This window comes from Nocardia puris, assembly GCF_036051655.1.
GTDB lineage: Bacteria > Actinomycetota > Actinomycetes > Mycobacteriales > Mycobacteriaceae > Nocardia > Nocardia puris.
Map to the genome: position 1 here is coordinate 358464 of NZ_CP107943.1, position 20834 is coordinate 379297.

The 20834-nt window shown below is 69.1% G+C and carries 20 protein-coding genes; all 20 read right to left on the minus strand.

Annotated elements, in window-relative coordinates:
• Window position 1: 1 nt before the first annotated feature.
• Window positions 2-424, minus strand: coding sequence for a DUF2550 domain-containing protein (locus tag OHB21_RS01505; protein WP_067513476.1), 423 nt, complete (start codon window positions 422-424; stop codon window positions 2-4).
• A gap of 184 nt (window positions 425-608) precedes the next feature.
• Window positions 609-1001 (minus strand): F0F1 ATP synthase subunit epsilon, encoded by a 393-nt coding sequence (locus tag OHB21_RS01510; RefSeq protein ID WP_195125411.1) that lies wholly within the window; start codon window positions 999-1001, stop codon window positions 609-611.
• Between the two features lie 6 nt (window positions 1002-1007).
• On the minus strand, window positions 1008-2456 hold the full coding sequence (gene atpD / locus OHB21_RS01515) for a F0F1 ATP synthase subunit beta (RefSeq protein WP_067513449.1): 1449 nt from the start codon (window positions 2454-2456) through the stop codon (window positions 1008-1010).
• A 23-nt stretch (window positions 2457-2479) separates the two neighbouring features.
• Window positions 2480-3451 (minus strand): F0F1 ATP synthase subunit gamma, encoded by a 972-nt coding sequence (locus OHB21_RS01520; RefSeq protein ID WP_067513446.1) that lies wholly within the window; start codon window positions 3449-3451, stop codon window positions 2480-2482.
• Window positions 3452-3510: 59 nt separating this feature from the next.
• Complete coding sequence (gene atpA, locus OHB21_RS01525) at window positions 3511-5148, minus strand: F0F1 ATP synthase subunit alpha (RefSeq protein ID WP_067513444.1); 1638 nt, start codon at window positions 5146-5148, stop codon at window positions 3511-3513.
• Window positions 5149-5200: 52 nt separating this feature from the next.
• Entirely contained in the window at window positions 5201-6010 is an 810-nt protein-coding gene (locus OHB21_RS01530; RefSeq protein ID WP_067513443.1) for a F0F1 ATP synthase subunit delta, read from the minus strand.
• 97 nt (window positions 6011-6107) lie between these two features.
• Window positions 6108-6665 (minus strand): F0F1 ATP synthase subunit B, encoded by a 558-nt coding sequence (locus tag OHB21_RS01535; protein ID WP_067513441.1) that lies wholly within the window; start codon window positions 6663-6665, stop codon window positions 6108-6110.
• Window positions 6666-6670: 5 nt separating this feature from the next.
• The gene (locus OHB21_RS01540; RefSeq protein WP_067513439.1) at window positions 6671-6916 is read right to left on the minus strand and encodes an ATP synthase F0 subunit C; all 246 of its coding nucleotides are present in this window, start codon (window positions 6914-6916) and stop codon (window positions 6671-6673) included.
• A gap of 79 nt (window positions 6917-6995) precedes the next feature.
• A complete protein-coding gene (atpB, locus tag OHB21_RS01545; protein ID WP_113975317.1) occupies window positions 6996-7826 on the minus strand; it encodes a F0F1 ATP synthase subunit A in 831 nt (276 codons plus the stop codon).
• A 258-nt stretch (window positions 7827-8084) separates the two neighbouring features.
• Window positions 8085-8543: a hypothetical protein gene (locus tag OHB21_RS01550; RefSeq protein ID WP_067513435.1), complete on the minus strand. Its 459-nt coding sequence runs from the start codon at window positions 8541-8543 to the stop codon at window positions 8085-8087.
• Between the two features lie 10 nt (window positions 8544-8553).
• Window positions 8554-9729 (minus strand): glycosyltransferase family 4 protein, encoded by a 1176-nt coding sequence (locus tag OHB21_RS01555; RefSeq protein WP_067513433.1) that lies wholly within the window; start codon window positions 9727-9729, stop codon window positions 8554-8556.
• A 16-nt stretch (window positions 9730-9745) separates the two neighbouring features.
• Entirely contained in the window at window positions 9746-10411 is a 666-nt protein-coding gene (locus OHB21_RS01560; RefSeq protein WP_067513472.1) for an L-threonylcarbamoyladenylate synthase, read from the minus strand.
• 33 nt (window positions 10412-10444) lie between these two features.
• Window positions 10445-11317, minus strand: a complete 873-nt coding sequence (gene prmC, locus OHB21_RS01565; RefSeq protein WP_067513474.1) for a peptide chain release factor N(5)-glutamine methyltransferase — start codon at window positions 11315-11317, stop codon at window positions 10445-10447.
• A gap of 58 nt (window positions 11318-11375) precedes the next feature.
• On the minus strand, window positions 11376-12446 hold the full coding sequence (gene prfA, locus OHB21_RS01570; protein WP_067513431.1) for a peptide chain release factor 1: 1071 nt from the start codon (window positions 12444-12446) through the stop codon (window positions 11376-11378).
• A gap of 126 nt (window positions 12447-12572) precedes the next feature.
• The gene (gene rpmE / locus OHB21_RS01575; RefSeq protein WP_067513429.1) at window positions 12573-12809 is read right to left on the minus strand and encodes a 50S ribosomal protein L31; all 237 of its coding nucleotides are present in this window, start codon (window positions 12807-12809) and stop codon (window positions 12573-12575) included.
• 839 nt (window positions 12810-13648) lie between these two features.
• The gene (rho, locus tag OHB21_RS01580; protein ID WP_195125412.1) at window positions 13649-15652 is read right to left on the minus strand and encodes a transcription termination factor Rho; all 2004 of its coding nucleotides are present in this window, start codon (window positions 15650-15652) and stop codon (window positions 13649-13651) included.
• Between the two features lie 305 nt (window positions 15653-15957).
• Window positions 15958-16899, minus strand: a complete 942-nt coding sequence (gene thrB, locus OHB21_RS01585) for a homoserine kinase (protein ID WP_067513470.1) — start codon at window positions 16897-16899, stop codon at window positions 15958-15960.
• A 24-nt stretch (window positions 16900-16923) separates the two neighbouring features.
• Window positions 16924-18036, minus strand: coding sequence for a threonine synthase (gene thrC / locus OHB21_RS01590; RefSeq protein WP_067513425.1), 1113 nt, complete (start codon window positions 18034-18036; stop codon window positions 16924-16926).
• Window positions 18033-19379: a homoserine dehydrogenase gene (locus OHB21_RS01595; protein ID WP_067513423.1), complete on the minus strand. Its 1347-nt coding sequence runs from the start codon at window positions 19377-19379 to the stop codon at window positions 18033-18035. The genes thrC and OHB21_RS01595 overlap by 4 nt, the downstream gene beginning before the upstream one ends.
• A complete protein-coding gene (gene lysA / locus OHB21_RS01600; RefSeq protein ID WP_067513422.1) occupies window positions 19376-20800 on the minus strand; it encodes a diaminopimelate decarboxylase in 1425 nt (474 codons plus the stop codon). Before lysA ends, OHB21_RS01595 begins: the two co-directional genes overlap by 4 nt.
• Between the last annotated feature and the right edge of the window lie 34 nt (window positions 20801-20834).

Here is a 20834-nt window from a genome sequence, read left to right on the forward strand (position 1 = left end):
GCTAAAGGCCGGGCATCCGGCGGGTGCGATCGCTCGGGCGCGACTCCACCCAGGAGAGGAAGGCCGCGCGGGCGCCGCGGTCGAGCGCGAGCTCGTAGCTGCCCTCGGCGTCGGAGACCTCGGTGACGATGATTTCGTCGGTCATGATGTCGTATTCGTCGCCGCGCGGGCCGCGCCGGTCACCCACCTCGATGCCGCGCCTGCGGATCGTCGAATCCGGGCCGAGCTTGAGGCTGGTGAGCTTGAAGAAGACGAGCCGGTCCTCGTCGTAGCGGATCAGTCCGTGCCGCCAGCCGTGGCCGCCCTCGGCGGGCAGCACCCGCAACAGCGCGGCGGTGCCGCCGCGGCGGATCATGATCAGGCGGTAGACGGAGACCAACGCCAGTGCGAGCAGCAGTAACACCAGAATGATCAGTACAACCATCCCGGTCTGCAATGCTGTCCCGTCCTTTCGCTGGGCGCCGTGTCGAACGGTGCCGGATACCCAACCGTTGCGACATTCAAACACGAGTCTACAAACGGTCCCGCAACCGGGCCTGAATACCGTTGTCGGCGGCGAAGATACCTTCGCCGCCGACAACGGTGCCTATTCGAGAACCCTTGGGGTCCTAGGCGTTCGCGACCTGCTCGACCGCGCGCACCCGGCCCTGCGCCGCGCGCAGTTCCTCATCGGAGGCCGAACCCTCGGCCAGCACCTTGCGCGCCGCGTCGACGTCGACCTCACCGGCGAACTCCGCGGACTCGGCCAGGATCCGGACCGTGTTCGCGGTCACCGAGAAGAAACCGCCGTGCACGGCCGCGACGATCCGCTCGCCGTCGACGGGCACGATATTGACCGTGCCGCCCTCGACGAGCTGGCCCAGCAGCGGCTCGTGGCCCGGCATGATGCCGATCTGGCCCTCGGTGGTCTGGGCGCTGACAAACGTCGCCTGCCCCGACCACAGCCGCCGCTCGATCGCGACGAGATCTACTGACATGTCTTTAGTGGACTCAGCCGCCATGAGTGACTACTTTCCGGCGATCTTCTTCGCGGCCGCCTCGACATCGTCGAGACCACCGCAGGAGTTGAACGCCTGCTCCGGGAAGTGGTCGAACTCGCCCTTGCAGACCCGGTCGAAGTCGTCGATGGTCTGCTCGAGCGGCACCACCGAACCCGGCTGACCGGTGAACTTCTCGGCCACGATGAAGTTCTGGCCGAGGAACTTCTCCAGGCGACGGGCGCGGCCGACGAGGACCTTGTCCTCTTCGGAGAGCTCGTCCATACCGAGGATGGCGATGATGTCCTGCAGTTCCTTGTACTTCTGCAGGATCCGCTTGACCTCGTTGGCCACCGCGAAGTGCTTCTCGCCGACGATCGAGGCCTCGAGGATTCGAGAGGTCGAGGTCAGCGGGTCGACGGCGGGGTAGATGCCCTTCTGCGAGATCGGGCGGGAGAGCTCGGTCGTCGCGTCCAGGTGGGCGAAGGTGGTCGCCGGCGCCGGGTCGGTGTAGTCGTCGGCGGGGACGTAGATCGCCTGCAGCGAGGTGATCGAGCGACCACGGGTCGAGGTGATGCGCTCCTGCAGCTCACCCATCTCGTCGGCCAGCGTGGGCTGGTAACCGACGGCCGAGGGCATACGGCCCAGCAGGGTCGAGACCTCGGAACCGGCCTGGGTGAAGCGGAAGATGTTGTCGATGAACAGCAGCACGTCCTGGTGCTGCACGTCGCGGAAGTACTCGGCCATGGTCAGGGCCGAGAGGGCGACGCGCATACGGGTGCCCGGCGGCTCGTCCATCTGGCCGAAGACGAGGGCGGTGTCCTGCAGGACGCCCATCTCCTCCATCTCCAGGCGCAGGTCGGTGCCCTCACGGGTGCGCTCGCCGACGCCGGCGAACACCGACGTACCGGAGAACTCCCGCGCGATACGGGTGATCATCTCCTGGATCAGCACGGTCTTGCCGACACCGGCGCCACCGAACAGACCGATCTTGCCGCCCTTCACGTACGGGGTCAGCAGGTCGAGCACCTTCACGCCGGTCTCGAGGATCTCGGTCTTGCCCTCGAGCTGGTCGAAGCTCGGCGGCTTGCGGTGGATGCCCCAGTTCTCGCCGTCGCGGCCCAGGCCGGGGGTGTCCAGGCAGTCGCCGAGGGCGTTGAAGACGTGGCCCTTGACGACGTCACCGACGGGCACCGAGATCGGCTTGCCGGTGTCGGTCACGGTCGCGCCGCGGACCAGGCCGTCGGTCGGCTGCATCGAGATGGTGCGGACGATGTTGTCGCCGAGGTGCTGGGCGACCTCGAGGGTCAGCGTCTTGGCCACCGAGGGCAGCGTGATCTCGGCGTGCAGAGCGTTGAACAGCTCGGGGATGGCACCACGCGGGAACTCGACGTCCACGACGGGGCCGATGACCCGGACGACGCGGCCCGCGGCGGCGCCGGTCCGGCTCGTGTTGTCTTGAGTGACAGCTGCGGTCATTTGGATTGGTTCTCTTCCTGCGCTTAGTCGCGGTCCGAGCTCGACGCCAGCGCGTTCACGCCGCCGACGATTTCGCTGATTTCCTGCGTGATCTGGGCCTGACGCACCGAGTTGGCTTCGCGCTGAAGCACACTCGCCAGTTCGTTGGCGTTGTCGGTGGCGGCCTTCATTGCGGTGCGCCGAGCGGCGGACTCGGATGCCGCTGCCTCGAGCAACGACGCGTAGATACGCGTGTTGACGTACTTCGGCAGAAGTTCCGCCAGCAGCACGTCGGCGTCGGGCTCGAATTCGTACTGCGCCTGCGCCTCGGTGGTGGCCGAGTCGGACATGAAGTCCTCGCCCACCTCGATGCTCTCGTCCACGAAGCTCACCTGGATGGGCGCCAGGCGGCGCACCTCCGGGGTCTGGGTGAGCATGGACACGAACCGCGTGTAGACCACGTGCAGTTCGTCGACACCGTCGATGTCGCCGGTCCCGTTCGGGTGCGGCACCTGCCCGTCGGAGCCCGCCATGAAGGCGGACACCAGGTGGCGGCAGGCGGCCGAGGCGTCGGTGTACTTCGGCTGCTGCGAGAAGCCGGTCCACGCCGACACGAACGGACGGTTGCGGAAGGTGTAGTACGTCAGGCCCTTGTTGCCCATGACGTAGAGCACCGGCTCTTTGCCCTCGCCACGCAGGGTGACCATCAGCTCTTCGGCGCGCTTGAGCACGTTGGAGTTGTAGCCACCGCACATGCCGCTGTCACTGGTGATCACCAGGATGGCGGCCCGGCGCGCGTTCGGGCGCTCGGTCAGCAGGGGGTGCGAAAGGTTCTTCGACGCGCTGGCCAGTTCCCCGAGGACCTTGGTGATCTCCTGGGCGTACGGCTTCGCGGCGGCGACCCTGGCCTGGGCCTTGGAGATACGCGAGGTCGCGATCAGCTCCTGGGCCTTGGTGATCTTCTTGATCGAGTTCACACCACGAATGCGGGAGCGCAGTTCGCGCAAGCTAGCCATTTGTCGTCACTCCCTTCATTCGCTGCGTAGAGATGAGTCGCATCGGTTCCGAACCCGGCTTACTTCTCGAGCTTCTTGCGGGTGACCGACAGGGACTCGACCTCTTCGTGCGCGAGCTCGCCCGCGGCGGCCTCGTTCACCACGCGGGTGCCGTCGGAGGCCAGGAAGCCCTCCTTGAACTTGTCGGTGGCCGCCTTCAGCGCGTCGCCGTTCTCGGCGTCGAGCACCTTGCCGCCTTCGATCGACTTGTAGGCGTCGGCCGCGCTGGTGTGCAGGTCCTCGAGCAGTTCGCGGTTGAACCGGCGGATGTCGGCGACCGGAACCGAGTCGTAGTAGCCCTGGTCGACCAGGTAGATCGAGACGATCTGATCCTCGACCGAGACCGGGGAGTACTGGTCCTGCTTGAGCAGCTCGACCCAGCGGGCGCCGCGCTCGAGCTGGGCCAGCGAGGCGGCGTCCAGGTCGGAGGCGAAGGCGGAGAACGCCTCCAGCTCGCGGTACTGGGCCATCTCCAGACGCAGCGAACCGGCGACCTTCTTCATGCCCTTGGTCTGGGCGGCGCCACCGACGCGGGAGACCGAGGTACCGACGTTGATCGCCGGGCGGACACCCTTGTTGAACAGGTCGGACTCGAGGAAGACCTGGCCGTCGGTGATGGAGATGACGTTGGTCGGGATGAACGCCGAGACGTCGTTGGCCTTGGTCTCGATGATCGGCAGACCGGTCATCGAGCCCGCGCCCATCTCGTCGGACAGCTTCGCGCAGCGCTCCAGCAGACGCGAGTGCAGGTAGAAGACGTCACCCGGGTACGCCTCGCGGCCCGGCGGGCGGCGCAGCAGCAGCGAGATGGCGCGGTAGGCCTCGGCCTGCTTGGTCAGGTCGTCGAACACGATCAGGACATGCTTGCCCTGGTACATCCAGTGCTGGCCGATGGCCGAACCGGTGTAGGGGGCCAGCCACTTGAAGCCGGCGGAGTCGGAGGCCGGGGCCGCGACGATGGTGGTGTACTCCAGCGCGCCGTGCTCCTCCAGCGCGGCCTTCACGCCCGCGATGGTGGAACCCTTCTGGCCGATGGCGACGTAGATGCAGCGGACCTGCTTGCTCGGATCGCCGGTCTCCCAGTTGGCCTTCTGGTTCAGGATGGCGTCGATCGCGACGGCGGTCTTGCCGGTCTTGCGGTCGCCGATGATCAGCTGGCGCTGGCCGCGGCCGATGGCGGTCAGGGCGTCGATGGCGGTGATGCCGGTGGCCAGCGGCTCCTCGACCGGCTGGCGCTCCAGCACGGTCGCGGCCTGCAGCTCGAGCACGCGGCGCTCGTCGGCCTCGATCTCGCCCAGGCCGTCGATCGGCTGGCCGAGCGGGTTGACGACGCGGCCGAGGAACTTGTCGCCGACCGGCACCGAGAGCACGTCACCGGTGCGGCGGACCTGCTGGCCCTCTTCGATCTCGGCGAACTCGCCGAGGATGACCGCACCGATCTCGCGGTCCTCGAGGTTCAGCGCCACGCCGAGCACGCCGCCGGGGAACTCCAGCAGTTCGTTGGCCATCGCCGAGGGCAGGCCGCTGACGTGCGCGATGCCGTCGGAGGTGTCGGTGACCACACCGACTTCCTCGATGGAGGTCTGGGGGGTGTAGCTCTGGGTGTAGCTCTCGATCGCGCTACGGATCTCGTCGGAGGAGATCGTCAGCTCCGCCATGTTCTGTCCTGCTCTCGCTGTCTGGTCTGGAATGTCGGGGGGTGGCGCTGGATTACGCCAGTTCGCGGCGCAGCCGCTCCAGTCGGCCGGTGGCGCTGCCGTCGATGACGTCGTCACCGACGCGCACGACGAGCCCGCTCAACAGGCTCGGGTCGACCTGCACGTGCACCGTGACCGGCTTGCCGTAGATCCGCCGCAGGGAGGCGGCCAGCCGCTCCCGCTGCTGCGGCGCCAGGTCGATCGCGGCGCGGACATGCGCGACGATCTGCTCACGCCGGGCCGCCGCCAAGTCGGACAACTCGTCGATGGCCACGCCGAGGGAACCGCGCTGCCTGGTCACCACCTGTTCGGCGAGGGTCACCGTGATGGGCTCGGCCTTGCCCGACAGCAGCCGCGCGATCAGCTCGCGCTTGCCCTCGGCGGGCTTGCCGCGGTCGGAGAGGGCCTGCTCCAGCTCCGGGTTGTCGGCGATGATCCGGCCGAGCCGGAACAGCTCGTCCTCGACGGCGTCGAGACGGCCACGCTCGGACGCCGACTCCAGCAGGGCTTCCTGCCCGAGCAGCACCAGGGTGTCCACCAGGTCGGAGGTGCGGGACCAGTCCTGCGCCACCGCGGTGGTCAGCACCGCCTGCGTGGCGGCGCTGACCTTGGCACCGAAGACCCGCTCGCTCAGCTCGGCGCGCACCGAGCCGGGCACCGACACGTCCGCGAGCGCAACACGCAGCGAACGCTGGTCGTCCAGCACGGCGACAACGGCGAACAGTTCCGAGCCCGTCGTGGCGGCAACACTGTCGCTTCCGGTCAGAGCGGCCCGAAGCGCCTCCCGGGACCGGGAGCTGGCCTCGCGGCTCGCTGCGTACATGCTTCTCACTTTCGCTGTGTCCAATCTTGCCTGGACGGGACGGCCCGCGCGGTTGCGCTCCGCTTCCGCGTCCGGCCGTCGACCCGCTGCGGCATGGTTACCTTCCGACCCCGATGCCGGCGTCGGACTCGTCGAGCTCGGTCAGGAACCGTTCGATCGAGGCCGCCTGCTTGGCTTCGTCCGACACCGACTGACCGATGATCTTCTCGGCCAGATCGACGGCCGTACGGCCGACCTCGGAGCGCAGTTCGGTGAGGATCTGCTGGCGCTGGGCCTCCAGCTGGGCGTGGCCCGCGGCGACGATGCGGTCACTCTCGGCCTGCGCCTCCGTGCGCAGCTGCGCGAGGATCTGCTGGCCCTGGGTGCGCGCTTCCTCGCGGATGCGCGCCGCCTCGAGGCGGGCGTCGGCCAGCTGCTGCTGGTACTGCTGCAGCGTCTGCTGGGCCTCTTCCTGAGCCTGCTCGGCGCGGGCGATGCCGCCTTCGATCTTGTCGGAGCGCTCGTCGAGCACCTTGGTCAGCCGCGGCACCACGTACTTGTAGAACAAGAACCCGATGATCGCGATGCAGACTATCGACCAGACGATGTCGTAGGTCGCGGGGAGGAGAGGATTCACATCCTCTCCCTCCGCTGCGAGTACTGAGTACTGGTACATCGGAATCAGAAGATGAAGCCGGCGACGAGGCCGATCAGGGCCAGGGCCTCGGTGAACGCGATACCGAGGAACATGTTGGTGCGGATGGTGCCCTGCAGCTCGGGCTGGCGGGCGATACCCTCGATCGCCTTACCGACGACGATGCCGACGCCGATGCCCGGGCCGATGGCGGCCAGGCCGTAGCCGACGGCGCCCAGGCCGCTCAGCGTCGACTCGGTGGCAGCTTCCTGGGCCAGGTACGAGAGGCTCATGAGTCTTGTTTCCCTTTCTTTTGCTCACCCGCCGGTCGGCGAGGTGTAGCAGGTCTCCGGTTTGGGTCGTACGGTCGGGTCAGTGGGAGTCGGCGTGCTCGGCCAGGCCGATGTACACCGCGGTCAACAGCGCGAACACGTAGGCCTGCAGGAAGATGACCAGCATCTCGAACAGGGTGAACGCGAGTCCGGCGAGCAGCGAGAACGGCGAGAACACCTTCATCCACGCGGTGGCGTCGAACAGGAAGTACCAGGTCGCGCTGAAGAACAGCACCAGCATGATGTGGCCGGCCAGCATGTTCGCCATGAGTCGGACGGTCAGCGTGAACGGGCGCAGGATGAAGGTGGAGACGAACTCGATCGGGATGAGCAGCACGTGCAGCGCGGGCGGCACGTTCGGGACGACGATGCTGCTGCGCATGTAGGTGAAGAAGCCGTACTTCCTGATGCCCACGTAGTTGAACGTGATGTACGCGATGGCCGCCAGCACGATCGGCATGCCGATCCGCGCGTTGGACGAGATGTTCAAGCCCGGGATGATGCCGGAGAAGTTCAGGAAGAGAACCGTGAAGAAGATCGTCGCGATGAGCGGGAAGAACTTACGGCCGGTCTCCTTGCCGAGCACTTCTTCCGCGATCTGTTCCTTGACGAACACCAGGCCGATTTCGGCGACGTTCTGGATACCGCGCGGAACGAGGCGGGGGCTGCGGAAGGCCACCAGCATGAAGATGACCAGCACCGCGGTCATCAGCAGCCGGACCAGCATCAAACGATCGAGTTCGAACGGCGTTCCCTCGAACAGCAGAGCTGGAGGGAAGAAGTCGGTTAGCGACGGCGCGTGGAACTCACCCGCCGCCAAAGTGGTGACGCTCAGCGTTCTCTCCCGTGTTCGGGCCGCGGGTACGGTCATTCCCGCGGTTCGATCGGACATTGACGATCAATTTGGGTCGACTCGGGTCGGCTCGAAGTTCGTCAGCAGCTGCGCGGCATCCCGCTCGGGCGTCTGTACGTGTGTCGGCGACATTCGTCGACATGCAGAACCGGAACCCTCGGGCCCGGCACGGCAGTTAGCATAGCGGTACTCGGCAGGATCGTGGTGATCCCCCCTTTGGTCGCTTGCTTACCAACACTTTACCAAGCTATCTACGACGCTGTGTAGGGGGGTGAGTCAGTCGAGCGTTTCGTCGGGGGTGGAGTCGCCCGCAGTCGTCGAGACATACGGAACCTTCTGTCGCAGAACGCCATACGTCTCCGCGCCGAGCACGATGATCAGCGCGCCCACCACCGTGAGGAACAGGGTGACCCGGTCGTAGAAGTCGAACCGGTTCAGAATCGCCACCGAGATCAGCACCAGCAGCACCTTCAGAACCCAGCTGACCAGCATGACCAGGCCCGCGGTGCTCGGCGGCAGCTTCGCGCCGTAGAGGATCACCGCGGCGGTGGTGAGGATGAAGACGCCGCCGATCGCGGCGCCGAGCAGCGCGCCCCACAGACCGGGCAGGCCGGCCGCCAGCGAGCCGAGCGCCGTGCTGAGCACCACCAGAATGGCGAGTCCGATCAACCCGTAGCGCAGTGCCGCCTTGAGCGGCGCGTCGGGACCGGGGATCGGATTCGGGGTGAAACTCACGGTAGCGACTTTACCTACCGGTCTCGCCGGCCTCCCGGCGCTCCCCCGGGCGCAGGCCCGGAATGGCGGTGACCACGAGCGCGAACACCAGCCCCGCCGCCACCAGCAGCACCACCAGCCTGCGGTCCATCAGCGAGGTGCCGACCGCGCCGAACGCGAGCACACCCACCCACAAATAGATGAGCAGCACCACCCGCCGGTGCGAATGACCGATCTGCAGCAGGCGGTGGTGCAGATGCATCTTGTCCGGGGTCGAGAAACTCACGCCCGCGCGCACCCGCCGCAGGATCGCCAGCAGCAGATCCAGCACCGGAATGAACATCACGGCGCCGACCAGCAGGATCGGCGAGAGCAGACCCACGATGTCGCGCGGGCCGTATCCCTGGAGCGGAATACGACCGGAGGCGCCCGTGGAAATCGAGGCGAGCATGAGGCCGATCAGCATCGATCCGGAATCGCCCATGAATATCCGCGCGGGCTGGAAATTGTGCGGCAGGAATCCGGCGCAGGCGCCCGCCAGCGCGGCGGCCAGCAGCGCGGGCGGATAGGTGCCCACGTCGCCGCCCTGTTCGTAGAGCAAACCGACGGAGAACACGAAAACCGCGGCGGCGCAGATCAGTCCGAGCCCGGCCGCCAGACCGTCCAGGCCGTCGACGAAATTCATGGCGTTGATCAGCGTGACCGCCACGGCCACGGTGACCAGGCCGCCCTGCAACGCGTCCAGCACCACGGTCGAGTTGTTGAACGGGTTGTAGATGACGTACCAGCTCAGGCCCATCACGGCCATCACGCCCGCGGCCGTGACCTGCCCGGCGAATTTGGTGAGCGCGTCCAGGCCCCAGCGGTCGTCCACGATGCCGACCAGCACGATGATGGTGGCCGCGACCAGCACGGCGGGGATGTCGGGGGCGTAGTCGAAACCCCGGCGCAGGGCGGGCAGCTGGTGCGCGAACAGCACGGCGGCGACCACGCCGATGTACATGCCCACGCCGCCCATGCGCGGGATCGGGGCCACGTGCACATCGCGTTCGCGGGGCACCGCGACCGCGCCGAAGGCGATGGCGAGCAGACGGATACCGCCGGTCGCCAGGAAGGTCACCGTCGCCGAGACCAGCAGCACGAGCAGCAACTCGCGCAGCGGGACCACCGAACCCGACCCGAAGACCGGCGCAAACGCCAGATTCATGCGACCTTTCTCCCGCTCACCGCGCGGGCACGTCGGTCAGCTCACCCGGCGACATGCCGAGCACCTCGGCGATCTCGGTGACCGGCACCGCGCCCTCGCGCAGCACCCGCGGGCGATCCGCGGTCAGGTCGACGATGGTGGAGGCGACGGCGTGCGTGGCCGGGCCGCCGTCCAGATACACGCCCACCAGGCTGCCCAGCTGCTCGCGGGCCTCGGCGGCGGTCTTCGCGGGCGGCTGCCCCGACACGTTGGCGCTCGACACCGCCAGCGGGCCCACCTCGCGCAGCAGGTCCAGCGCGACGGGGTGCAGCGGCATCCGCAGCATCACCGTGCCGCGCGTGTCGCCCAGATCCCACGCCAGCGAAGGCGCTTGCTGCACAACGAGACTCAGCCCGCCCGGCCAGAACGCGCGGATCAGCTCGCGCGCCTGCGGACGCACCGAGAACACCAGCCCGTCGATGGTGTGCCACGACCCGACCAGCACGGGCACGGGCATATCCCGGCCGCGCCGTTTGGCCGCCAGCAGATCGCTCACAGCACTGGAATCGAACGCGTCGGCCGCCAGCCCGTACAGCGTGTCGGTGGGCATCACCACCAGCCGCCCGGACTTCAGGGCGCTGGTCGCCGCCGACATCCCGGCGGCGCGCGAGTCGGGGTCCGCGCAGTCGTAGACGGTACTCACGCGCCCCATCCTGGCACGAGGGTCGGCCTCAGGTCACAAGTGGGTCGAGCTGACGAAGCGGGGCTTTCCCGCGAAGTCCGGGTGTTCGACCACATCCGTGAACCCCCCATGCTCTCTGAGCAGGGCCGCCAGGGCCGACCCGTTCGAATCGTCGTGCTCGATCCCCGTCACCCCGCCCGACCGCAGGAGGCGGGCGATGTTCGGGATCATCCCCCGCACGACGTCCAGCCCGTCCGGCCCGCCGAACAGGGCCAGGTGCGGATCATGGTGCGCCACTTCGGGTTCCAGGATCGCGTCGGACGGGATGTAGGGCGGGTTGGCGAGCAGGACGTCGACGGTGCCGTCCAGTTCGGTGAGCAGATGCGGGTCGGTGACGTCGTCGGCGTGCAGGGTGATGGGGGTGTCGCCGGCGGCGATGCGGGCGTCGGCGTTGCGGCGGGCCCAGCTCAGCGCGGCGGGGTCGAGTTCGACGGCGTGCACGCGCGCGTCGGGCCTGGCGTGCGCGACGGCGAGCGCGAGCGCGCCCGACCCGGTGCAGAAGTCGACGACGACGGGTTCGTGATCGTGCGGCAGCGTCTCCAGGTGCGCCAGGGCCCACGCGAACAGCAGTTCCGTCTCGGGGCGCGGCACGAAGACCCCCGGCCCCACCTCGAGGTCGATCTCCCCCATCGCGGCCAGCCCGGTGAGGTGCTGCAGCGGCACCCGCTCGGCACGCCTGCCGACCAGCGCGCGGTACTCGGCCACGAAATCGGCCTCGACCAGCGGATGCATGGCCAGGCGGGTGCGTTCGACGCCGAGCAGGTGGGCGGCCAGCTGCTCGGCGTCGGACCGGGGGCTGTGCACGCCCGCCGCGGTCAGGATCCGCACGGCGTCGTTGATCTCGGGGCGCAGCGGGGCACGGTTCACGTCCTCACTGTGCCCGAGATCGGGCCGGGTCACGGCGCGATTCTCCGGAATGCGCGCGTCACTCGGCCGCCATGCGTGCCTCGCGGTCGGCCTTGCCGAGCGCGTCGAGCAGCGCGTCCATGTCACCGTCCAGCACCGCGTCCAGGTTGTGCGCCTTGAAGCCGATGCGGTGATCGGCGATGCGGTTCTCCGGGAAGTTGTAGGTGCGGATGCGTTCGGAGCGGTCCACCGTGCGAATCTGGCTGGCGCGCCCTGCGGCGGCCTCCTGCTCGGCCTGTTCCTCGGCCAGCGCCTGCAACCGGGCCGCGAGCACCTGCATGGCGCGGGCCTTGTTCTGCAGCTGGGAGCGCTCGTTCTGGCAGGTCACGACGATGCCGGAGGGCAGGTGTGTGATGCGCACCGCGGAGTCGGTGGTGTTGACGCCCTGTCCGCCCTTGCCCGAGGAGCGGTAGACGTCGATGCGCAGGTCGGATTCGTCGATCTGCACCTCGGCGACCTCGTCGGGCTCCGGGTAGATGAGCACGCCCGCGGCGGAGGTGTGGATGCGGCCCTGCGATTCGGTGACCGGCACCCGCTGTACGCGGTGCACGCCGCCCTCGAACTTGAAGCGCGACCACACGCCGTCGCGGCCGGGCTCACGGCTCTTGATGGAGAGCGTGGCCTCCTTGTATCCGCCCAGGTCGGAGAAGGTGGCGTCGAGGATCTCGACCTTCCAGCCGTGCCGTTCGGCGTAGCGCACGTACATGCGGGCCAGGTCGGCGGCGAACAGCGCGGACTCCTCGCCGCCTTCGCCGGATTTCACCTCGAGCACCACGTCGTCGGCGTCGTGCGGGTCGCGGGGGGCGAGCAGATCGGCCAGGGTGGCCTCGAGCTCGTCGACCTGCTGTTCCAGGCCGGGGATCTCGGCGGCGAAGGCGGCGTCGTCGGCCGCGAGTTCGCGCGCGGCGGCCAGGTCGTCGCGCGCCGTCTCCAGCTTGCGGTAGGTGGCCATGATCGGGGCCAGCTCGGCGAAGCGCTTGCCCACGCGGCGGGCGGCGCCCGGATCGTTGTGCAGCGCCGGATCGGCCAGCTGCGTTTCGAGTCCCGCGTGCTCGGCCAGGATGTCGTCGATCGCGGACGGCTGCGTCATGGTGGTGCTTCCCTCTCTGATGCCCGGCGTTGCGGGTTCGGCGTCGCTGATCAGCGGTCCGCGACGGGACCGGCGAACGCACCGACGCCCGGCCTGCGGATGCAGAACCGGGCGTCGGCGAGGAAGCTACTTGGCGTCGGCGTCGGCCTTCTTGGCGGCACGCTTGCCGTAGCGGGCCTCGAAGCGCGCCACGCGGCCACCGGTGTCCAGGATCTTCTGCTTGCCGGTGTAGAACGGGTGGCACTGCGAGCAGACCTCGACGGTGATGTGACCCGACTCCTTGGTGCTGCGGGTCTGGAACGTGTTGCCGCAACCGCAGACGACCGTGGTGTCGACATACGTCGGGTGAATTCCTGCCTTCATGGGTGTCCTCTCGATAGTGGTCGCCGGGTCGCCACACGGGCGTGAACCGGAACCGACTTAGGCGGGATTGTCTGCATCGGGCGCAGACGCACAGCGGTTCAGTATGCCAGAACCCCTGACACCCAGCCAAAACACCCTAGCGCGTGCATTTGTTCCACAGGCTCACCCTCGATCCGAGCGCACCATCCGCACCCTCCCGACCACCGCGGGGAGGGAGCCCGACGACCGACCGTTCGCGCGCGCCGGCGCGCCAAAAACACAGCCGCGTAAACCCGGCCCTCGGGCTCGCTCCCAACCTTGTTCCTAGGACGCCCCTGAGGGTGGGGGATGTCGTGCCAATAACACTGCCGTCTACCCCTAAGACGAGTAGCCGACTACTCATGAATACGAACATAACCGTTCATATGGTTGCTGTACGTCGAGGACTCGGGGCATCGGCGTCGTCGGGAGGCCGCGGGCCTCCGCTCCCCGTTTCACCTCCGGTGTGCCCAGTGCCGTGTGCGCCCGGCGCGAGTGCGATCGCGCCGACGACATGAGACAGAGAGGAGAAACCCATGCACAACAGGGTCGCCCTCGCGGTCTTCGCCTTGCTGATACTGGCCGTGACGGCGGGCTGGTTCACCGCGCCCGAGTCCGCGCCCGCGGACTACCCGGCCTACGCGGTGGTCACCGAGGACACGAGCGCCGGGGCATCCGGCGCCGAATCGACCGGCCTGACGGGGTTGATCGGCTGCATGGTGCTCGGCGCGGCCGCGATCGGTCTCGTCTTCTTCCGCCCGTACACGCCGAAGGGGCCTCGCCGTGGCGGAGCCCCTTCGGACGTGCGACATGTCGCGGTGCTACTCGTCGAGCGCGCCCGGCGCGGTCTTGCTGACCGACATCAGGAACTCGAGGTTGTTCTTGGACTTCTTCAGACGGTCGATCAGCAGATCGATCGCCTGGTGCGAGTCCAGGCCAGACAGTACGCGGCGCAGCTTGTGCAGTACGGCCGCCTCGTCCGGGCTCAGCAGTAGCTCGTCCTTGCGGGTACCGGACGGGTTGACGTCCACCGCGGGGAACACGCGCCGCTCGGCGATCTTGCGGTCCAGCTTGAGCTCGGCGTTGCCGGTGCCCTTGAACTCCTCGAAGATCACCGTGTCACCGGTGGAGCCGGTCTCCACCATCGCGGTGGCGATGATGGTGAGCGAGCCGCCGTTCTCGATATTGCGCGCCGCGCCGAGGAACCGCTTGGGCGGGTACAGCGCGGTCGAGTCGACACCACCGGAGAGGATGCGGCCCGACGCCGGCGAGGAGTTGTTGTACGCGCGGCCCAGCCGGGTGATCGAGTCCAGCAGCACCACAACGTCTTTGCCCATTTCCACCAGGCGCTTGGCGCGCTCGATGGCCAGCTCGGCGACCGAGGTGTGATCGCTCGGCGGACGGTCGAAGGTGGAGGCGATGACCTCACCCTTCACCGACCGCTGCATATCGGTGACCTCTTCGGGACGCTCGTCGACCAGCACCACCATGAGGTAGCACTCGGGGTTGTTGGTCGCGATCGCGTTCGCGATGTCCTGCAGGATCGTGGTCTTGCCGGCCTTGGGCGGCGACACGATCAGGGCGCGCTGGCCCTTGCCGATCGGCATGATCAGGTCGATCACGCGGGTGGTGAGCTTGTTCGGCTGGGTCTCGAGCCGCAGGCGCTGGTTCGGGTACAGCGGGGTGAGCTTGCCGAACTCGGGGCGCCGCTTGGCCGCTTCGACGTCGCCGCCGTTGACGGTGTCCAGCCGCACCAGTGGATCGAACTTCTGGCGCTGGTTGGACTGCTCGCCGTCGCGCGGGGCGCGCACGGCGCCGGTGATGGCGTCACCGCGGCGCAGGCCGTTCTTGCGGACCAGGTTCATCGACACGTACACGTCGTTCGGCCCGGCCAGGTAACCCGAGGTGCGGACGAACGCGTAGTTGTCCAGCACGTCGAGGATGCCGGCGACCGGCTGCAGAACGTCGTCCTCGCGGATCTCGAGCTCGCGGGCCTCACCGCCGCCGCCCTCGCGGTCGCGCCCACGACGGCGCTCCCGGAACCGGCGACCGCGACGGCCGCGGCCGCTCTCTTCGTCGTCGCCGCCCTGGTTGCGATCGCCCTGGTTGCGCTCACCCTGATTGCGCTGCTGCTCACCGTTGCGGTTACGGTCGCCCTGGTTGCGCTCGCCGCGCTCGCCCTGGTTGCGCTCGCCCTGGTTGCGCTCGCCCTGGTTGCGGCGGCGCTCACCGGACTCGGCGTCGGACTTCTGCTCCTCGGTGCGGGCGTCGGCGTTGTCGCCACCGCCGGAACGCGCCTGGTCACGGCCGCGACGCTGGCGACCCCGGCCACGCTGACCGCCCTCGCGGCCGGACTCTTCGGTGGTCTCGGCGGGCGCGGCGTTCTCGGACTTCGCGGGCTCCGCCTCGGCGGGGGCCTTGGTCTCGGGCGCGGGCGCGGCGGCCTTCTCGGCGGGCGCGGCTTCCTTCGCCTTGGACTCCTCGGCCGGGGCGGACTTCGCCTCCGCAGCGGGGGTCACATCGAGAGCCGCCTGCTCGGCCTTCGCCTCCGCGCGGGCGGGCTTGTCCGCCTTCGCGGGCTTCCCCGCCTGATTCTCCTTGATGGCGGCGATGAGATCGCCCTTGCGCATACCGGAGGTGCCTCGGATACCGAGTTCCCCCGCGAGCGCGCGCAACTGCGGCAACAACATTCCAGTCAGCCCCGATCGTGCGACGTCGGTTTTTTCGCTCATCTTCGAAATCTGTCCGGATTCACTTTCGCGGCCGCCCGAGGAACTTGGGTTGGTATCCACCTCGGGTGTCGCGAGCAGGTCCGTATCTGTCACGGAAATCCTTTCCTTCCCTCGACCGCCGTGTGCTGTTTCGAGGGTTCGTCCGCAGTCCGGGCACGGTGCCGGACTCGGTATGCCGTATCGCCTGCCCGCCGGACCGGAGGCTTCGCCACCGGTTGTGAAAGGTGGGAGAGATCATTCCAGTTGCGCGGCTACGCAGTACCCCCATGGCCTGGAGGCTCGAGCCTGGAGCCTGCTGGAGCGATTGCCCTGATGAAGCACCGGCGTCTGATGCGCACGATGTACGGACTTGCCCAGGATAGCTGGCGACCGCGAGGCTCGGCAAGGCGGACTCGCCGTCAGCCGGCCAGCACGCCCTCGGCGAGTCCCGGCTCCACCACGCGCAGCCCGTCGGCGGCCGCGAGTTCGCGGAGCTCGGCGGGGAATTCGCCGGTCCCGAGCGCCAGCACGGTGGGTCCGGCGCCCGACACCGTCGCCGCGATGCCCGCCTCGCGCAGCCGCTCGATCCACCGGGTGGTGAGCGGTAGCGCGGGGGCACGCTGGGTCTGGTGCAGCCGGTCCGCGGTGGCGGGCAGCAGCAGGTCGGGGCGCTCGGTGAGCGCGACGACGGCCAGCGCCGCGCGGCTCACGTTGAACGCCGCGTCCCCGTGCGGCACCGTCTCGGGCAGCAGGCCGCGGGTGTGCGCGGTGGACGAGCGCACCTGCGGGATCAGCACCACCGGACGCAGCGACGGATGCGGCGTGAGCCGCACGGCGCGGTAGGACCGGCCGTGGTCGGCCACGTCGGCGCCCGCCGCGGTCTCGGTCCAGGAGACCACGATGCCGCCGAGCACGCTGGCCGCGGCGTTGTCGGGGTGACCCTCGAATTCCGAAGCGAGCTGGACGAGTTCGTCCGCATCCCCACCCAGCGCGGGGTCGAGCTTCGCCGCCAGAGCACGCCCGGCGGCCAGGCCGCCGACCACCGCCGACGCCGACGATCCCAGCCCTCGCGAATGCGGAATCGCGTTGCGGCACACCACATCGAGGCCGTCGGCCCACACGCCCGCGGACTCCAGCCCGCGTTCGATGGCCCGCACCACGAGATGCGAAGGGCCCCATGGCACGTCGTCGGCGCCCTCACCCTCGACGCGAATGGTGAGCCCGGAATCGGTGGTGCGCACCTCGATCTCGTCGTAGATGCCCAAAGCCATTCCGAGCGTGTCGAATCCGGGTCCCAGGTTGGCGCTGGACGCGGGCACCCGCGCGGTCACGGTGAGCCCCGCGGGCAGCGTCCTGGTCATCACCTGGCTCTCGCGCGCGTTCACTCAGGCCAGCTCGAGTCGGGCGGCGACCGCGACCGGGTCCACCGCGATCGGCTCCACCTGCGGCATGCCCAGCAGCGCGGTGTCGGGGTCCTTGAGTCCGTTGCCGGTGACGGTACAGACGACCGTCAGCCCCGGCTCCAGCCAGCCCTCGGCGCGCGCGGCCAGCACACCGGCCACACTCGCGGCCGAGGCGGGCTCCACGAACACGCCCTCGGAGGCGGCGACCAGGCGGTACGCGGCCAGGATCTCGTCGTCGGTGGCCGCGCGGAACGCCCCGCCCGACTCCTCCTTGGCCGCCACGGCCCCGTTCCACGAGGCGGGCGCGCCGATCCGGATGGCGGTCGCGATGGTCTCGGGCTCCTTCACCGGGGCACCGTTGACCAGCGGCGCGGCGCCCGCGGCCTGCACGCCGAGCATGCGCGGCAGACCGGCGGTGATGCCGTCGGCGTGGTACTCGCGATAGCCGCGCCAGTACGCGGTGATGTTGCCCGCGTTGCCCACGGGCAGCGCGTGCACGTCGGGCGCGCGGCCCAGCACGTCGCAGATCTCGAACGACGCGGTCTTCTGGCCCTCGATGCGGGCCGGGTTCACCGAGTTCACCAGGCCGACGGCCGGGAACTCCGCGGTGACCTTACGCGCCAGCTCCAGGCAGTCGTCGAAGTTGCCCTCCACCTGGATGATCTGCGCGCCGAGCATGACCGCCTGAGCCAGCTTGCCCATCGCGATCTTGCCCTGCGGGATCAGCACCGCGCAGCTCATGCCCGCGCGGGTCGCGTAGGCGGCGGCCGAGGCGGAGGTGTTGCCGGTCGACGCGCACAGCACGGCCTTCTGGCCGCGGTACTTGGCGTCGGTCATCGCCATCGTCATGCCGCGGTCCTTGAAGGAACCGGTGGGGTTCGCGCCCTCGACCTTGAGGTACACCTCGCACCCGGTCAGCTCGGACAGGTGCGGCGCGGGCACCAGCGGGGTGCCGCCCTCGAACAGGGTGACCGGCTCCCAGTCGGCCGCGCCCGCGAGCCGGTCGCGGTAGGCCGCGATCAGCCCCGGCCAGCGGGAGTGCACTCCCGCCTGCGGGGCGACGCCGGTGGTCTGCCCACCCGATGCCGTTGTCATTCCTCGGTGCCTTCCAATCTCAAGACGCTGGTCACGGACGTGACGGACGCCATCTCCGCCAGGGCTGCGACGGTGTCCGCGAGCGCCGACTCCACGGCGTGGTGGGTCACCACGACCAGGCGCGCACCCTCGCCGTGTCCCTCTTGGCGGACCGTCGAGATGCTCACCCCGTGCTTGGCGAACTCGCCCGCCACCTTCGCCAGCACGCCGGGACGGTCTTCGACCTGGAGGTTGACGTGATAGCGGGTGGGCGTGTCGCCGATCGGCGCGATCGGTAGCTCAGCATAAACCGATTCGCCCGGAGCGCGGCCACCGTAGAACTTGTTGCGCGCGGCCATCACCAGATCGCCCAGCACCGCCGAGGCCGTCGGGGCGCCGCCCGCGCCCTGGCCGTAGAACATCAGGCGGCCCGCGTTCTCGGCCTCCACGACCACCGCGTTGAACGCGCCCGACACCGCGGCCAGCGGATGCTTGCGCGGAATGAGCGCCGGGTAGACGCGCACCGACACCCGCTCCTTGCCGCCTTCTTCCGGCGAGGGCTCGCCCGCGACGCGCTCGCAGATGGCCAGCAGTTTGACCGTGCAGTTCACCGCGGACGCCGTCTCCAGGTCCTCGGCGGTGATCTTGGAGATGCCCTCGCGGTACACATCGGCCGCGGTCACGCGGGTGTGGAAGGCCAGCGAGGCCAGGATCGCGGCCTTGGCGGCAGCGTCGTAGCCCTCCACGTCGGCGGTCGGATCGGCCTCGGCGTAGCCCAGCCGGGTGGCCTCGGCCAGGGTGGCCGAGTAGTCGGCGCCGGTCTCGTCCATGGCGGAGAGGATGAAGTTGGTGGTGCCGTTGACGATGCCCACCACGCGGTTCACCCGATCGCCCGACAGCGACTGGATCAGCGGGCGCACCACGGGGATCGCGCCGGCCACCGCGGCCTCGAAGTAGAGGTCGGCGCGATTGCGCTCGGCGGCGGCCGCCAGCTCGCCGGTGTAGTCGGCCAGCAGCGCCTTGTTGGCGGAAACCACGGATTTGCCCGCGTTCAGCGCGGCCAGGATCAGGCCGCGTGCCGGATCGATGCCGCCGATGACCTCGACGACCAGATCCACGTCCTCGCGGGCGACCAGCGCCGCCGCGTCGGTGGTGAGCAGATCGGCGGGCAGGCCGCGATCCTTGTCGAGGCTGCGCACGGCCACGCCGCGCAGCACCACGGGGGCACCGACGCGCGAGCGCAGGTCGTCGGCGTGGTCGCGCAGGATGCGCACCACCTCGGTGCCGACGTTGCCCATGCCGAGCACCGCGACGCCGATCGGGCGATCGTTACCCCAGGTCCCGTTCTTGGCCACTTCGGTCATCCCTGTTCCACCTCCAGGCTCAGCAGATCCGCCACCGTCTCCCGGCGCAGCACCAGTCGCGGCTGCCCGTCGCGCACGGCGACGACCGCCGGACGGGTCAACTGGTTGTATCGGCTCGACATCGAGTAGCAGTACGCGCCCGTCGCGGCGACCGCGATCAGGTCACCCGGGCCCACATCGGCGGGCATCCAGGTGTCACGAATGACGATATCGCCGCTCTCGCAATGCTTTCCGACGACGCGCGCGACCACCGCCGCGGACTCCGAGGACCGCGAGACCAGGCGGCAGTCGTAGTCGGCCTGGTACAGCGCGGGGCGGATGTTGTCGCTCATACCGCCGTCGACGCTGACGTAGCGGCGGCGCAGGCCACCGTCGAGCGAGACGTCCTTGATGGTGCCGACCTCGTAGAGCGTGACGGTGCCGGGGCCGGCGATGGCGCGGCCCGGTTCCACCGCGATGGTGGGCACCGGCAGTCCGGCCCGGTCGGCCTCCTCGGCGACCAGGCGGCGCAGCTTGGCGGCGAACTCGTCCAGCGGCGGCGGATCGTCGTTGGGCAGGTACGAAATACCCAGTCCCCCACCGAGATCCAGAATGGCGATCTGGGCGGTGCGCTCCACGCCGAACTTGTCGATGGCCTCGCGCAGCAGGCCGAGCATGCGGCGCGCGGCGATCTCGAACCCGTCGATCTCGAAGATCTGCGAGCCGATGTGCGAGTGCAGGCCCACCAGGCGCAGGTTGTCGGCCTCGAACACCCGCGCCAGCGCCTCCATAGCGTCGCCGCCGGCGATCGAGAAACCGAACTTCTGATCCTCGTGCGCGGTCGAAATGTATTCGTGCGTATGGGCTTCCACGCCCACGGTGACGCGGACGAGCACGTCCTGCACCACCCCGGCGCGCCCCGCGACGGCCTCGAGCCGCTCGATCTCGTAGAGCGAGTCGACCACCACGTGACCCACGCCCGCCGCCACCGCGGCCTCGAGCTCGGGCACCGATTTGTTGTTGCCGTGCAACGCGATCCGCTCGGCCGGGAAGCCCGCGTTGAGCGCCACGGCCAGCTCGCCGCCGGAGCAGACGTCCAGCGAGAGCCCTTCGTCGCGGATCCAGCGCGCCACCTCACCGCACAGGAACGCCTTCGAGGCGTAATGCACCTTGGCGCCCGGACCGAACGCGCGCACCATATCGCGGCAGCGGGTGCGGAAGTCGTCCTCGTCGATCACGAACAGCGGTGTGCCGAACCGCTCGGCGAGCTCGCGCACCGGCACACCGGCCAGGCGGACCTCGCCGTCTTCACCGCGAGAAGCGTTGCGCGGCCAGACGTTCGCGGGCAGATCGATCATCTGCTTCGGATCGGACGGCCGCTCCGGCAGGGTCGGCGCGTGGGGGATCTCGGCGTGCCTCGGTCCGGCGGGGTGCGCGCTCATCGGTCTTCCTTCCTCGCCGAACGCGCGGTACACG